The sequence below is a fragment of the Tepidimonas sp. genome (assembly GCF_036825565.1).
GTDB lineage: Bacteria > Pseudomonadota > Gammaproteobacteria > Burkholderiales > Burkholderiaceae_C > Tepidimonas.
Map to the genome: position 1 here is coordinate 1 of NZ_DAISXZ010000006.1, position 14,118 is coordinate 14,118.

At 70.7% G+C, this 14,118-nt stretch carries 11 protein-coding genes and 2 pseudogenes; 8 read left to right on the plus strand and 5 right to left on the minus strand.

The window, feature by feature from the left end; genetic code table 11:
- Positions 1 to 68: 68 nt before the first annotated feature.
- The gene (locus V7026_RS01970; RefSeq protein ID WP_334153570.1) at positions 69 to 887 is read right to left on the minus strand and encodes a nucleotidyltransferase family protein; all 819 of its coding nucleotides are present in this window, start codon (positions 885 to 887) and stop codon (positions 69 to 71) included.
- Between the two features lie 72 nt (positions 888 to 959).
- Between V7026_RS01970 and V7026_RS01975 the strand changes: the two genes are divergently transcribed.
- Together V7026_RS01975 and V7026_RS01980 are read left to right on the plus strand one after the other, a co-directional pair.
- Positions 960 to 1,103, plus strand: a complete 144-nt coding sequence (locus tag V7026_RS01975; protein WP_197484434.1) for a hypothetical protein — start codon at positions 960 to 962, stop codon at positions 1,101 to 1,103.
- A gap of 418 nt (positions 1,104 to 1,521) precedes the next feature.
- A complete protein-coding gene (locus V7026_RS01980; RefSeq protein ID WP_334153571.1) occupies positions 1,522 to 3,393 on the plus strand; it encodes a phosphoenolpyruvate carboxykinase (GTP) in 1,872 nt (623 codons plus the stop codon).
- 87 nt (positions 3,394 to 3,480) lie between these two features.
- On the opposite strand, the gene V7026_RS01985 is transcribed toward V7026_RS01980, so the two are convergent.
- Entirely contained in the window at positions 3,481 to 4,032 is a 552-nt protein-coding gene (locus V7026_RS01985; RefSeq protein ID WP_334153572.1) for a hypothetical protein, read from the minus strand.
- A 108-nt stretch (positions 4,033 to 4,140) separates the two neighbouring features.
- Between V7026_RS01985 and V7026_RS01990 the strand changes: the two genes are divergently transcribed.
- From V7026_RS01990 to V7026_RS02000, 3 genes and pseudogenes are all read left to right on the plus strand, one after another.
- Entirely contained in the window at positions 4,141 to 5,109 is a 969-nt protein-coding gene (locus tag V7026_RS01990; RefSeq protein WP_334153606.1) for a LysR family transcriptional regulator, read from the plus strand.
- A pseudogene (locus V7026_RS01995) lies at positions 5,109 to 5,960 on the plus strand (metallophosphoesterase); the annotation flags it as partial. The gene V7026_RS01990 and the pseudogene V7026_RS01995, both read left to right, overlap by 1 nt.
- Positions 5,961 to 5,969: 9 nt before the next feature.
- Positions 5,970 to 7,115: an HD-GYP domain-containing protein gene (locus V7026_RS02000; RefSeq protein ID WP_443082300.1), complete on the plus strand. Its 1,146-nt coding sequence runs from the start codon at positions 5,970 to 5,972 to the stop codon at positions 7,113 to 7,115.
- A 23-nt stretch (positions 7,116 to 7,138) separates the two neighbouring features.
- Here the strand turns inward: V7026_RS02000 and V7026_RS02005 are convergent, their stop codons facing one another.
- Entirely contained in the window at positions 7,139 to 8,059 is a 921-nt protein-coding gene (locus V7026_RS02005; protein ID WP_334153573.1) for a LysR family transcriptional regulator ArgP, read from the minus strand.
- 143 nt (positions 8,060 to 8,202) lie between these two features.
- On the opposite strand from V7026_RS02005, the gene V7026_RS02010 reads away from it, so the two are divergent.
- From V7026_RS02010 to V7026_RS02020, 3 genes and pseudogenes are all read left to right on the plus strand, one after another.
- On the plus strand, positions 8,203 to 9,543 hold the full coding sequence (locus tag V7026_RS02010; protein ID WP_334153574.1) for a D-amino acid dehydrogenase: 1,341 nt from the start codon (positions 8,203 to 8,205) through the stop codon (positions 9,541 to 9,543).
- Positions 9,544 to 9,664: 121 nt separating this feature from the next.
- Positions 9,665 to 10,150, plus strand: a complete 486-nt coding sequence (locus V7026_RS02015; protein WP_334153575.1) for a flavin reductase family protein — start codon at positions 9,665 to 9,667, stop codon at positions 10,148 to 10,150.
- 14 nt (positions 10,151 to 10,164) lie between these two features.
- Positions 10,165 to 11,054, plus strand: a pseudogene (locus tag V7026_RS02020) (DMT family transporter).
- A gap of 7 nt (positions 11,055 to 11,061) precedes the next feature.
- Here the strand turns inward: V7026_RS02020 and V7026_RS02025 are convergent.
- Together V7026_RS02025 and V7026_RS02030 are read right to left on the minus strand one after the other, a co-directional pair.
- Positions 11,062 to 11,931, minus strand: a complete 870-nt coding sequence (locus V7026_RS02025; protein WP_334153576.1) for an HDOD domain-containing protein — start codon at positions 11,929 to 11,931, stop codon at positions 11,062 to 11,064.
- 52 nt (positions 11,932 to 11,983) lie between these two features.
- Positions 11,984 to 14,077, minus strand: a complete 2,094-nt coding sequence (locus V7026_RS02030; protein ID WP_334153577.1) for an acetoacetate--CoA ligase — start codon at positions 14,075 to 14,077, stop codon at positions 11,984 to 11,986.
- Positions 14,078 to 14,118 lie beyond the last annotated feature (41 nt).

Sequence of the window (14,118 nt, forward strand, 5' to 3'; positions counted from 1 at the left end):
GGATGATACGGGGGGTACGATCCCCCGCAATCGGGGTGGGCCATGGCCGATGCTGGGGGCACGGTCGGTCACCCGGCGTCCTGCGTCGAGGCCGCCGTCGTGCCCGGCGTCTCGGCGTCGGCATTCAGTGCGGCCCAGCGTTGCGGGGTGCCCACGTCGGTCCAGCCGCCGCCCCAGACCTCGGCAGTGACGCGGCCGGCGGCCATGGCCCGGCGCAGCAGCGGGGCCAGCGGCGCGACCATACCCTCGGGATTGCCGGGCGGGATGTCGCACCACGGCGGCTCGAACAGCGCGCGACGCAGCAGCGCCACGGTGGCGTAGGTCCAGCGCGGGCGCGGGTCGTCGGCCGGCAGGTCGAGTGCAAGGCCCTGTGCATCCAGTCCGAAATCGCCGCGCGGGTGGTGCGGCGGATTGGGCACCAGCCACAGGTGGGCCAGCGCCGGTCCGCGGGCAAAGTGCGCCCGCACGGCCGGGTCGAAGCCAAAGTTCGGCATGAAGACATCCCCCGCCGCCAGCCAGAACACATCCGCCATCCGCGGCAGGGCGCGGGCGATGCCCCCGGCCGTTTCCAGGGCGCGGTCGAAGTCTCGGCCCTCCATCGAATAGGCCAGCGCCACGGGGCCGTGCGGGCCGTCATACGCGTCGCCCAAAGCCGCCGGGATTTGCTCGCCCAGCCACGCGGTGTTGATGAGCACGCGCCGCACCCCCGCGCGGGCCAGCGCGTCCAAGTGCCAGACCAGCAGTGGCCGGCCGCGCACGGGCAGAAGGGGCTTGGGGCACGCGTCGGTCAGCGGGCGCATGCGCTCGCCGCGGCCGGCAGCCAGCAGAAGGGCCTCGGCGGGCGGTTCGATCAGATCGGGGGTGGCGCTTGGCGGGTGATCGTGCATGGGGGCATTTTGTCTACAATCCAGCGGGCGGCCACCGCTGCCGCTCCGTCCCGACAACCCTGGAGATCCCGCATGGCACACGTTCCCTCGACCGAGCACAGCGCCGCCGCGGCCGACCCGGCCGAGGCCATCGTCCCCGTGATCCCCTGGCTGATTCCGGTGGCCGGCGCCATTCTGATGTTCTTGCTTGCGTTCATCGCCGTCTTCATGGCCTGATCGGGCTCCGCGCGGGGGGCTCCTGCCCCGTTGCCGCGCAAGCCGGCTTGAGTGACCCCGCCGGGTTTTGGCCTGGCGGGGTTTTGTTATCGGCGCGTGGGTGTGGCCCCGGGTGCCGCGGCCGTCATCTGGGCGTCATGATTTCATGCATGTTTTGCATGGGGGTTTTCGGCGAGCGTGCCCCGACCCGCGGGGGCGCTACATACAATGCCCGCTCGACCCTGCCGGACCGGCATGGGCCCGGGCTATCCCGCGGGCCTCGTGTCGTTGCTGCCACCGCGATCCGCGTGACGATCGGCCGTGGGGTCCCCGACGGCCGGTGCCCGGCACCGGCTCGATGCCATTGAGTCGCCGGAGCGTGTCGGCCAGCATCCGCTGAGGCAGGCTCGGGCGCACCGCGATCCAGGGTTTCACCGCCATGAATGCTCCCGTGATGCAGGGACTCCAGCTCAACACCCCCGCGTATGTCAAACACGCCCGCCTGATCGCCTGGGTGGCCGACATGGCCGCCCTGTGCAAGCCCGACCGCATCGAGTGGTGCGACGGCAGCCAGGCCGAATACGACCGCCTGTGCGATCAGATGGTCGCGGCCGGCACGCTCAAGCGGCTGGATCCCGTCAAGCGCCCCAACTCCTACCTGGCGTGGACCGACCCGTCCGACGTCGCGCGTGTCGAGGACCGCACCTTCATTTGCAGCGAACGCGCCGAGGACGCCGGCCCCACCAACAACTGGATGGCCCCGGCCGAGATGCGGGGCATTCTGCAGCACGGGCGCGACGGCCAGCCGGGCCTGTTCGACGGCTGCATGCGCGGCCGCACCATGTACGTCATCCCGTTCAGCATGGGGCCGCTGGGCTCGCCCATCGCGCAGATCGGTGTAGAGCTGTCCGACAGCCCCTATGTGGTCGTGAACATGAAGCTCATGACCCGCATGGGCCGCGCCGTCTACGATGTGCTGGGCAGCGACGGGCATTTCGTACCCTGCGTGCACACCGTGGGCGCGCCGCTGCAGCCGGGGCAGGCCGACGTCGCGTGGCCGTGCAACCCCACCACCAAGTACATCGTCCACTACCCCGAGACGCGCGAGATCTGGTCCTACGGCTCCGGCTACGGCGGCAACGCGCTGCTGGGCAAGAAGTGCCTGGCGCTGCGCATCGCCTCGGTCATGGGGCGCGACGAGGGGTGGCTGGCCGAGCACATGCTCATCCTGGGCGTGACCAGCCCCGAGGGCAAGAAGTACCACGTCGCCGCAGCCTTCCCCAGCGCCTGCGGCAAGACCAACTTTGCCATGCTGATCCCGCCCCGGGGATTCGAGGGCTGGAAGGTCACCACCATCGGCGACGACATCGCCTGGATCAAGCCGCATGCGGACGGCCGGCTCTATGCCATCAACCCGGAGGCCGGCTATTTTGGCGTCGCCCCGGGCACCAATACGCTGACCAACCCCAACTGCATGGCCAGTCTGACGCGGGACGTCATCTTCACCAATGTGGCGCTGACCGACGATGGCGACGTCTGGTGGGAGGCCATGGGCCCCGCGCCCGCGCACTGCCTGGACTGGCAAGGCCAGGACTGGACGCCCGCCGATGGCGCCGCCGGGCGCAAGGCCGCGCATCCCAACGCCCGCTTTACCGTCGCGGCCACCAACAACCCGGCGCTGGACGCCCAATGGGACGACCCGGCCGGCGTGCCGATCGACGCCTTCATCTTTGGCGGGCGCCGTTCCAACACCGTGCCGCTGGTGACCGAGGCGCGCACCTGGACGGAGGGCGTCTACATGGCCGCCACCATGGGGTCCGAGACCACGGCTGCGGCCTTCGGCGCGCAGGGCGTGGTGCGCCGCGACCCGTTTGCCATGTTGCCCTTCTGCGGCTACCACATGAGCGACTATTTCCAGCACTGGCTGGACATGGAGCACCGGCTGGAAGAGACGGGCCGCACCCTGCCGCGCATCTTCTGCGTCAACTGGTTCCGCAAGGACGCGAACGGTCAGTTCATTTGGCCCGGCTACGGTGAGAACATGCGCGTGCTGCGCTGGATGATCGACCGGCTGGAAGGGCGTGTGGCGGGCGAGGACCACGCCTTCGGCATCAGCCCCACTTATGGCGAGATCCACTGGGACGGGCTGGACTTTGGTCCCGAGCGCTTTGCCGCCGTCACCGACATGAACCCCGCGGACTGGGCGCGCGAGCTGGAACTGCACCAAGAGCTGTTCGACAAGTTGGCGCACCATCTGCCGGCAGAGCTGGTGGAGACCAAGGCCCGCATGGTGCAGCGCATCCTGGGCTGAGCAGACGTTCCGCCCACAATCAAAAGCCCCGCCGTGCGGGGCTTTTCCACGGTTGGAGGGGGCGACGGGCGAGCCGTCGCGCGCCGGTCAGACGTAGTAGAGGCTGTAGCGCCGGCCGTTGGGCCAGGTCATCTGCTCGGCCTGGCTGAGCGCCCATTCGCGCACCGCGTGGGCGGCGCCGGTTGGCTCTGGCCCCAGCGGGCTGAGGGCGTGCGCCCAGGCCGCGTCGGGGGTTTCCATGCGCTGGCGCAGGGCGTTCAGCTCGGCCTGCAGGCGGGCGTCCCGGCGCGCCAGCGCGGCGGTGCGGGCTTCGGCGCGGGCGACGGCGCGGCGCAGCGCCCAGCCATTCAGGCCGGCCATGACGCGCTGGGCGGCGTGGCGGGCGGGCGAGGCCAGCAGCAGACTGCCCAGGAAGACCACCGCCCACATCAGCACCCAGGCGGCCAGCAGGTGGCCGTCGGCCCAGGTGTCGATGAGGCGATCCGTCACCACCGCCAGCGCGGCCACACCCGCTGCCAGCAGCAAGGTGGCCAGCGCGCGCGGCGCGACGGCGCGGCGTGCGGCTTCGACGTGCGAGGCGCCTGCGCCGGCCCCCACGGCGGGGGCCGGGTTCGGGGAATGAATCAGCGTGGTGCTCATGGTGTGACTCCAAGATGCTGCGTTGCAGCAATGCGATGGTTCGCATATTAGGGTTTGCCCTGACGGGTTGCAACTTAATTTTTGGAATGTCATATATTCACCGGGGTGATAAATCGACTCAACTTCCGCACCCTCGACCTGAACCTGCTGCGCGTTTTCGACGAGGTGATGGCCGAGCGCAACCTCACCCGCGCCGCGCACAACCTGGCGCTATCGCAGCCGGCGGTCAGCAACGCCCTGCGGCGGCTGCGCGAGCTGCTGGGCGATGACCTGGTGCGGAGATCCGGCTATGGCGTGGAGCCCACGCCGCTGGCCCTGCAGATCTGGCCGGCGGTGCGCGAGGCGCTGCAACGCCTGCGCGAGTCGTTGGCGCCGGGGCCGTTCGACCCCACGCAGGCGCAGGATGCGTTCGTGCTCGCCATGGCCGATGCCACCGCCTCCAAGATCGTCCCCGGGCTGGTGGCAATCCTGGACCGGGAGGCGCCGGGGGTGACGCTGCGCGTGCTGCCCCTGACCACGCGCGACCCGCGCCCGCTGCTGGAGGACGGCGGGGTGGATCTGGCCATCGGCTATTTTCCGGGGGTGTTGGCCGAGCTGGGCGCCACCCACCTGCAGGAGCAGGCGCCGCGCTTTTTGTCGCGCCGGCTGTACGAGGGGCATTACGTCGTCGTGATGCGCCGCGGGCATCCGCTCGCCCAGGGGCCGCTGACGCTGGACGACTACTGCGCCGCGCGGCATCTGCTGGTGAGCTTTTCCGGGCGGCCGTTCGGCTTCGTGGACGAGGCGCTGGCTGCTCGGTCTCGCCGGCGCCGTATCGTGTTGACGGTCAATCAGTTTTTTACGGCTGGGCAGGTGGTGGCTACGTCCGATCTGTTGACGGTGCTGCCGCACCATTTTTTGAGCAGCACGGGGCGCGCGGCCGAGCTGGCCGTGCAGCCGCTGCCCATCGATGTGCCCACGGTGCATGTGGACATGCTGTGGCACCGGCAAACCGAGCTGGGCAGCGCCCAGCGCTGGCTGCGCGAGACGGTGGTGCGCGCTGTCGCCAGCGCCCCGGCACCCGATGAGGCGTACTGATGCGTGTGCAACTGCTGTCGGATCTGCATTTGGAGGCCAACACCGGTTTCGTCCCCACGCCGGCGGCGGACGCCGACCTGCTGGTCCTGGCCGGGGACGTGGGCTCGTACCAACGGCGCGCCGATGGGGGGCGGCTGGGGCTGCCCGACTGGGGCTTGCAGGCCTTCTCGCCCTTGCCGCAATACGGGGGCTGGCCCACGCCGGTGCTTTACGTGCCGGGCAATCACGAGTACGACGGCCTGGACTGGGACGAGGCCCACGCGGGCCTGCGCGCGGCGTGCGAGCGGTTGGGCATCGTATGGCTGGAGCGCGAGGTGGTCGTCATCGACGGGGTGCGCTTCGTGGGCACGACGCTGTGGAGCGACTTCGACGCGCTGGCTTCGGTGCCGCTGCAGCGCCGTGGCCGGCCGCGGCCCATCACCGACCCGCAGGCGCACCGGCTGCACCAGCGACAGCGGGCCTTTCGGGCCGCCAATTTCCATTTGACCCAGATGGCCACGCAGCGCGCGGGCCGGCTGTTCGACGCGGCGGCCATGCGCGACGAGGCCCTGCGTTGCCAGACGTGGCTGCGCGCGGCGCTGTCGGCCCCCTTCGACGGCCCCACCGTCGTTGTGACCCACTTTGCGCCGACGCTGCGCAGCGCCGATCCGCGCTATGGCGTGCAGCCTGGCACGGCCGGCTTTTGCAATGGGCTGGACGACCTGCTGCCACTGGCCGATGTGTGGTTGCATGGCCACCTGCACTGCCCGCACGACTACCGCGTCGACCGCTGCCGCGTGGTGGCCAATCCGCTGGGGTATGCCGACAAGGGCGAGCAGGGCGCCTTCGCCCCGGCGTCGGTGGTGGCGGTGCCGTCGGGCGTGCCGTGTGTACCCCCCGGGGGATATCCGGCGCGCATCCGCGCCAGCGCCGTGCGCGAGGTGTGGATCGACGTCAGCCAAGGGGCCGATGTGCCGCCCGAGGCGCCGGTGGCTGAGGCGGTGGACGCGCCGCAGGACATCGCGCCGTTGCAGGCCTACGACGAGCGCGTGCAGCGCCTGCTGGAACCGGTCAGCCAATCGGTCGAGCTGCAGCGCGCCGCGCGCCTGTTGGCCAGCGCGCGCGGCGCGGTCAAGGACATGTTCCAGGACGCGCGCATGGGGCGTGCGATCGACCGACAGGTCATGCGCGCGGTGGCCGACGACATTGCCGACAGCGTCACGCGCAACGCCGGTGCGCTGATCAGCCTGGCGCGCGTCAAGACCGCCGACGAGTACACCTACATGCACTCGGTGGCGGTGTGCGCGCTGATGGTGGCGATGGGGCGTCAGCTCGGCCTGCCCGACGACGAGACGCGTGCGGCGGGCTTTGCCGGACTGCTGCACGACGTCGGCAAGGCCGACGTCCCGCTGGAGATCCTGAACAAGCCCGGTCGCCTGACCGACGAGGAGTTTGCGATCGTGCGCGAGCACCCGCGCAAGGGCTGGGAGCGACTGCGCGCGGCGGGCATCGATGACGCGGTGGCGCTGGACGTCTGCCTGCACCACCACGAGCGCTACGACGGCACAGGCTACCCCGACCGACTGGCGGGCGAGGGCATCACGCTGGTGGCCCGCATGGGCGCTGTGTGTGACGTGTACGACGCCATCACCTCCAGCCGCCCGTACAAGGCGGGCTGGGATCCGGCCGAGTCGCTCAAGCGCATGGCGAGCTGGAAGGGCCACTTCGACGAGCGCGTTTTTCAGGCCTTCGTGCGCAGCTCGGGCATCTACCCGGTCGGCTCGCTGGTGCGGCTGAGCAAGGGGCGCTTGGCGGTCGTGGTCGAGCCCTCGCCGCGCAGCCTGCTCAAGCCGGTGGTCAAGACGGTGTTTTCCATCCGCAGCGGCGAGCGGGTCGTGCCCGAGCGCATCGATCTGTCGGCGCCGGGCTGCACGGTTCAGGTGGTGCAGCGCGAGGATCCGGCGCAGTGGAAGATCCCGGATCTCGATGAGATCTGGTCGGGCATCCCTGGGCTGGGCCGCAGCTGAATCCGGTGCCGGCGGGCCGTGGCTCAGGCCATGGGTTCGAGCAGGGTCGCCGCGGCGTCGCGCAGCGCGTGGGTCAGGCGGGCGAGCACTTCGGAGTCCAGGTTCCAGCAGTGCCAGTAAAGCGGCACGGCGTAGGCGCTGCCCGGCGCCACGTCCACCAGCGTGCCGGCCTGCAGGGCCGGCCCCGCGACCAGGCGCGGCACCACGGTCACGCCCCAGCCGGCCAGCGCCGCGCGCACCTGCCCCTCGGACGAGGGGACGTAGCACTGCTGCAGCACCACCTGGGGCAGCCCGAAGGTCTGGCAGACGAAATCGCGCTGCAGATCGTCCTTTCGGTTGAAGGCGACGAAGGGCACGCGGTGAAAGTTGTGGCGCGTCAGCCGCCCCTCCAGCGCCGCGGCGGCGAAGGCTGGGCTGGCCACCGCGATGTAGGCCATGCGGCCCAGCGGCTCCAGCCGGCAGCCGCGCAGCGGCTGCGCCAGCGAGGTCACGCAGCCCATCACCTGGCCCTCGCGCAGCCATTCGTGGGTGAAGTCCTGGTCGTCGTGGATGATTTCCAGCGGCACGCCGTCGCGCACCAGCGGCGTGACGGCCGGCAACGCCCAGCTCGCGATGCTATCGGCGTTGATCGCCACCGAAATGCGCCCCTCGTCGCGCGGCCGGCGCGCCAGCGTGGGCGCCAGGTCGCGCAGGTCGTGCTCCAGGTCGGCGCGCAGCAGCCGCATCATCTTGGCGTGCTTGATGAGCAACCGCCCTGCCGGTGTCGGCTTGATCGGGCGGCTGCGCACCAGCAACACGGTGCCCACCTGCGCCTCCAGCGCGCGCAGCCGCTGCGACACCGCCGACTGCGTGACGGACAGCCGCTGGGCCGCGCGTTCAAATCCGCCCTCCTCGACAATGGCGGCCAGGCATTCGAGGGCATCGGGGTCGAAGGTGGCGGTCATGGCGGTTATTCATTAGTTTAGCTGATGTTATCGCCGTTTGGTGAATATTGCTTTATATTTGTCGCGCCATCGCGCACACTCCCGCCCCACAGGCGGTTGGCGATCCGTGCACGGACGCGGTGGGGCCGCCCAAGGAGACGGACATGCGAGTGGCGGTTCTGGGCGCAGGCATCATCGGCACCTCGACGGCGTGGCACCTGCTGCAGCGCGGGCACGAGGTGGTGCTGGTGGACCGCCAGCCCGATGCGGCGCTGGAGACGAGCTTTGCCAATGCGGCGCAGATTTCGGTCAGCTACTGCGAGCCGTGGGCCAACCCCCAGGCGCCGCTGAAGGCACTCAAGTGGATGTTCGACAAGCGGGCCCCGTTGCTGTGGCGCCCGCAGTGGGATGCCGCGCAGTGGCGCTGGCTGTTGCAGTTTCTGGGCCAGTGCACCGATCGCGCGTTCGAGCGCAACGTGGCGCAACTGGTGTCGCTGGGCGCCTTCAGCCACGCCACGCTCAAACAGATGGTGGCCGAGACGGGGATCGAGTACCAGCGCAGCGAGCGCGGCATCGCGCACGTCTACACCGATGCCCAGGCGTTTGCCGAGGCGGGCGAGGCCGCCGAGCTGATGCGCCGCCACGGGGTGCAGCGCCGGGTGGTCTCGCGCGAGGAGCTGTTGCGCATCGAGCCGGCCCTGCAGCCCTTTGCCGGCCAGATCGCCGGGGGTACCTACACCCCCACCGACGAGCACGGCGATGCGCGCGTGTTCACCCAGGCGTTGGCCCGACGCTGCGCGGCCCAGGGGGCGCAGCTGCTGTTCGGCCACGACATCGAGCGGCTGGAGGTGGCGGGCGGCGCCGTGCAGCGGGTGCACCTGCGCTGCCGCGCCACCGGCCAGGCGCGCGCCTTGCAGGCCGACGCCTTCGTGGTGGCGTGCGGTTCGTACACCACGCCGCTGCTGGCCACGGTGGGCATTCGCGTGCCCATCTACCCCGGCAAGGGCTACAGCGCCACGCTGGCCCTGCGCGATCCGGCGCGGGCACCGCAGGTCAGCCTGCTCGACGATGGCCGCAAGATCGCCATCTCGCGACTGGGCGACCGCCTGCGTGTGGCGGGCACGATCGAGCTGGGCGGCTTCGACCTGCGGCTGGACACGCCGGTGGCGCGGGCGCGCTGCCACATGCTGCTGGAGCGCATCGAGCAGCTCTTCCCCGGCGTGGTCGACACGCGCACGCCGGAGCAGGGCGGCGAGCCGCAATTCTGGTGCGGCCTGCGCCCGGCCACACCCACCAACATCCCGCTGATCGGTCGGCTGCCCTTGGGGCGGCTGTGGATCAACGCCGGCCACGGCACCCTGGGCTGGACGCACGGCGCCGGCTCCGGGCGGGCGCTGGCCGAGCTGATCAGTGGCGAGCGCCCGGCAATCGCCATGGACTTCGTCGGCATCGCGGGGGCGCGCGACCGCGCCGCGCGTCCTGCCGCGGCGTCCGCTACGGCCTGAACCGCGGCCCAGGGCGCCCAACCCGCAAGCGCCCAGTGCCCAAGCGCTCAAGCCCAATGCGGGCCCGGGCATTGCGCCGCCTGGCCACGCGCCGGGCGGCGGCAAGGCACAATCGCGCCCCATGTTCGAACCGTCGCCCGAGCGGTTTCGGGCCGCCCTTGGGTGCTTTGTTACCGGCGTGACCATCGTCACCGCGCGCGCGGCGGATGGCGCACCGGTCGGCCTGACCGCCAATTCGTTCAACTCCGTCTCGCTGGAGCCGCCGCTGGTGCTCTGGAGCCTGGCGCTGCGCTCGCGCGCGCTGCCCGTCTTCGAGTCGGCGGCGCATTACGCCATCCATGTGCTGGGGGTGGAACAGCAGGCCCTGGCCCAACGGTTTGCCAGCCGGCAGGCGGACCGCTGGGCCGGCGTGGCGTGGACGCCCAACGCCGACGGCGTGCCGCTGCTGCCGGACTGCGCAGCCGTCTTCGAGTGCCGCAGCCGCAGCCGGTATGTCGAGGGGGACCACGTGATCCTGGTGGCCGAGGTGCTGCGCTGCCGCCACGACGGCTCGACCTCGCCCCTCCTGTACCATGGCGGGCGGTTCTACACCGAGCATCCGCTTTGACGACCTTCGCCGCCCTGCCCCAACGCAAGGACCACCTCGACACGCTGGCCGTGTCGTTGCTGGTGGTGTGCTGCGCGTTCTGGGGGTTTCAGCAGAACCTGATCAAGTTTGCCGGGCGCGAGATCCCTCCGCTGTGGCAGGCGTCGCTGCGCATGTGGGGCGCCACGGCGCTGCTGTGGCTGTGGTGCCGCGGGCGCGGTGTGCCGCTGTTCCAGCGCGACGGCTCGCTGCCGGGGGGGCTGCTGGTCGGGCTGCTGTTCGCGGCGGAGTTCGTCTTCATCTATCTGGGGCTGCAGCACACCAGCGCCTCGCGGTTGACGGTCTTTCTCTACACCAGCCCGTTCTGGGTGGCGTTGCTGCTGCCGTGCTTCGTGCCGGCGGAGCGGCTGCGCCCCATCCAGTGGGCCGGTCTGTGTCTGGCCTTCGCAGCGGTGGCGGTGGCCTTCAGCGAGGCGTTTTGCACGACTCGACGCCCGGGCAGTGGAAGGGCGACGCCATGGGGCTGGCGGCCGGCCTGTTCTGGGGCCTGACCACGGTGGCCATCCGCACCACCCGCATCGCCACGGTCGCCGCCGAAAAATCGCTGTTCTACCAGCTGGGGGTCACCGCGGCCGTGACCCCGCTGCTGTCCCTGGCCCTGGGCGAGCGCTGGGCGATGGATTATTCGGCGTTGGCGTGGGGGGCGGTGTTTTTGCAGACCGCGGTGGGGGCGTTTGCCAGCTACCTGGCCTGGATGTGGATGCTGCGCCACTATCCGGCGACCCGCATGGCGACGTTCACTTTTCTGACGCCGCTGTTCACGCTGGTGTTTGGCGTGCTGCTGTTGGGCGAGCCGCTGACGCTGCAGTTGCTGCTGGCGCTGGCCGGGGTGGCGGCCGGCATCGTGGTGGTCAGGCGGCGCTGAACGGGGGTTAGGGGGCCTGAACCGCCTCGAATGCCGGGTGCAGCTCGTCGATCCAGTGCTCCACCTCCGCTGCACCGATTTGCAGGTGCGCCAGCGCCGCGTACCCGTGCCGCGCCCAGTCGGGCGACGGGGGTACTCCTTCGTGCTGCTGCACCAGATGATCCGCGATTAGCCCCATGGCGACCAGGTGCCGCACCGTGTCCGAATAGCGGGTGCCACCCAGGCAGGTGAAGTCGTGGTGCAGCCGGATGGCCACCGCCACCGGGGGTGGCAGGTGCCAAGTGCGCGCGACGATGGCACCAACCACCGCGTGATCGGTGCGGTGGTTGGCGTTTTCGGTCTGGGTGAAGGTGCGGTCCTTGCGGGCCAGCGCTTCGGTGATCGTGGCGGCATAGCCGCGCACGCCGCGTAGCAGCACCGGCATGCCCACGTGGCAAAACAGGCCAAAGCTGTACGCCAGCCCGGGGTCCATGTCGTAGAGCTGGCGGCCGATGTGTTCGCTGGCGATGGCGCGGCGCGTGGAGCTCTCCCAGAAATGCGCCAGCACCGGCGAATGCACCTGCAGGGCGTTGCGCGTCAGAAAGCCCATGAGCAACTGCACCGCGGGCCGCACACCCAGCACGGTCAGGGCCTGCCCCACGGTGGCTACGGGCTGGCTCAGGCCGTAGAGCGGGCTGTTGGCCTGCCGGATCAGGGCCGCGGCCATGGCCACGTCGCTGCTGGCGATGGTGTCCAGCACCGCGGGGGCGGGCTCGCCGTGCGCGGTGGCATCCTGCAGTTGGCGCAGCAACTCCGGGCACGGCGGGATGACGATGTCGCGCACGGGCCCGCGCGCGCGGGCCTGGTCCAATTCGGCTTCGACGGAGCGATCGGTCATACGCCGATTGTGCCGCAAAGTGGTGGCGGGGCGGCCGGTTTGGGGGTTGGGGTCATGACCCCGCGGGGGCTGGCCGGGTACCGCCTGGGGCCTGGGCTTGGCGGGTCTGGGCATAGGCCACGTACCAGGCCAGGCAGTCCGGGTTGGCCATGGCGTCGCGGTTGACCACGCGCTCTAGCGGCTGGCCCAGCAGCAGCTTCTTGATCGGCAGCTCCTGCTTCTTGCCGCTGAGGGTGCGCGGGATGTCCGGCACCTGCTCGATGGCGTCGGGGACGAAGCGCGGCGACAGCGCACGCCGGATGGCGTCGCGCAGCCGTTCGCGCAGGGGCTCGTCCAGCGTCAGCCCCGGGCGCAGCACCACGAACAGCGGCATGAAGCTCTCGCGACCCAGGTACTCCAGATCGACCACCAGGCTGTCCAGCACCTCGGGCAGCGCTTCGACGGCGGCGTAGATCTCGCTCGTGCCCATGCGCAGACCGTGGCGGTTGATGGTGGCGTCGGATCGGCCGTAGATGACGCAGCCGCCATCGGCGCGCACCTCCAGCCAGTCGCCGTGATGCCAGACGCCGGGGTAGGTGTCGAAGTAGCTCGACAGGTAGCGCGCATTGCCCTCGTCGTTCCAGAAGTACAACGGCATGGAGGGGATGGGGCGCACGCAGACCAGCTCGCCCACCTGTCCGACGACGGCGCGGCTGTCGGCGTCCCAGGCTTCCACCGCGCAGCCCAGTTGCCGGCATTGCATCTGGCCTGGCACCTGCGGCAGGCCCCGGTGGCCGCCAATGAAGGCACCGCAAAAGTCGGTGCCGCCGGAGATGTTGCACCACCACACCGGCCCGCCGGGCCCCCCTGGCAGGGCGGCCGGATCGGCCGGGCGGCCCGCGAGCGCATAGACGCGAGCCAACTGCGCGCTGCCCCAGCGCTGCACCTCCTCGGGCAGGGGCGAGCCGGTGGAGCCCAGCGCACGGATGGTGGACAGATCGTGTCCGCCCGCCTGCAGGGCGGCCAGATCGACTCCCGCCTTCATGACGTTGCCATAGAAGGCCGCCCCCGCGCCAAAGAACGTCACGCGGTGCCGCGCGGCAAAACGCCACAGCACGGTCCAGTCCGGCTCGTCCTTGCGCCCGCCCGGGCTGCCGTCGTAGAGCACGATGGTGGTCCCGCCGGTCAGCCCGGTGATCTGGGCGTTCCACATCACCCAGCCGGTAGAGCTGTACCAGTGAAAGCGCTCGCCCAGGCTGTTGGGGTCGTAGCTGGGGCCAATGTCGTTGTGTAGGACTTTGAGCGCCAGCGTGGTCAGCAGTATGCCGCCGTGCCCGTGCACGATGGGCTTGGGCAGGCCCGTCGTTCCACTGGAGTACACGATCCACAGCGGATGGTCGAACGGCAGCCACTCGGGCGCAAAGTCGCGCACGGCCGCATCGTCGCGATCGACCAGCGCGGCGAAGTCGTGCGTTTCGGTCAGGCGCTCCGCCGCATAGGGCGTGCGCAGCGTGACCACATGAGAAAGCGTCGGCAGGCCGGCGCGCAGCTCCCGCACGGTGGCGCTGCGGTCCAGCGGTCGGCCCGCGTAGTGCACCCCGTCCGCGGCAATCAGCACGGTCGGCTCGATCTGGCGGAAGCGGTCCAGCACCGCCGCCGTGCCCATGTCCGGCGCGCACACGCTCCAGATCGCGCCCAGGCTGGCGCAGGCCAGAAAGGCCACCACCGTCTCGGCCAGGTTGGGCAAATAGGCGGCCACGCGGTCGCCGCGCCGCACCCCCAGCGCGCGCAGGCCCACCGCCAACGCGGCCACGTCGCGCTGCAGCTCGCGCCAGCCCACGGTGCGCACGCGGCCCAGCTCGTCCTCGGCGATGATGGCCGGCTGGCCCGCGGCCTCGGCCGGCTCCACATGGCGCCACACCTGGCGCGCATAGTTCACCTGCGCACCGGGGAACCAGCGTACGTGCGGCATGGCGGCACCTTCCAGCACAGCGTGGTGCGGCGTGGGCGACTCCAGGGCAAAGTGGTCCCACACGCTTTGCCAGAACGCCGCCAGCTCGGTGGTGGACCAGCGCCACAGCGCGTCGTAGTCGTCAAAGCCCAGGCCATGGCGCTGCAGCAGCCAGTCCTGGTAGCGGCCAATCTGGGGGGTGTAGGGGGCGGGCATCCGGTCTCCTTCGGCCATTGGCGCGGTTGGCCGCGCACGGC

Excerpts from the sequence above, each read along its gene's own strand:
- V7026_RS01970 (WP_334153570.1), bottom strand. The coding sequence starts at position 887 with ATGCACGATCACCCGCCAAGCGCCACCCCCGATCTGATCGAACCGCCC.
- V7026_RS01975 (WP_197484434.1), top strand. The coding sequence starts at position 960 with ATGGCACACGTTCCCTCGACCGAGCACAGCGCCGCCGCGGCCGACCCG.
- V7026_RS01980 (WP_334153571.1), top strand. The coding sequence starts at position 1,522 with ATGAATGCTCCCGTGATGCAGGGACTCCAGCTCAACACCCCCGCGTAT.
- V7026_RS01985 (WP_334153572.1), bottom strand. The coding sequence starts at position 4,032 with ATGAGCACCACGCTGATTCATTCCCCGAACCCGGCCCCCGCCGTGGGG.
- V7026_RS02005 (WP_334153573.1), bottom strand. The coding sequence starts at position 8,059 with ATGACCGCCACCTTCGACCCCGATGCCCTCGAATGCCTGGCCGCCATT.
- V7026_RS02010 (WP_334153574.1), top strand. The coding sequence starts at position 8,203 with ATGCGAGTGGCGGTTCTGGGCGCAGGCATCATCGGCACCTCGACGGCG.
- V7026_RS02015 (WP_334153575.1), top strand. The coding sequence starts at position 9,665 with ATGTTCGAACCGTCGCCCGAGCGGTTTCGGGCCGCCCTTGGGTGCTTT.
- V7026_RS02025 (WP_334153576.1), bottom strand. The coding sequence starts at position 11,931 with ATGACCGATCGCTCCGTCGAAGCCGAATTGGACCAGGCCCGCGCGCGC.
- V7026_RS02030 (WP_334153577.1), bottom strand. The coding sequence starts at position 14,077 with ATGCCCGCCCCCTACACCCCCCAGATTGGCCGCTACCAGGACTGGCTG.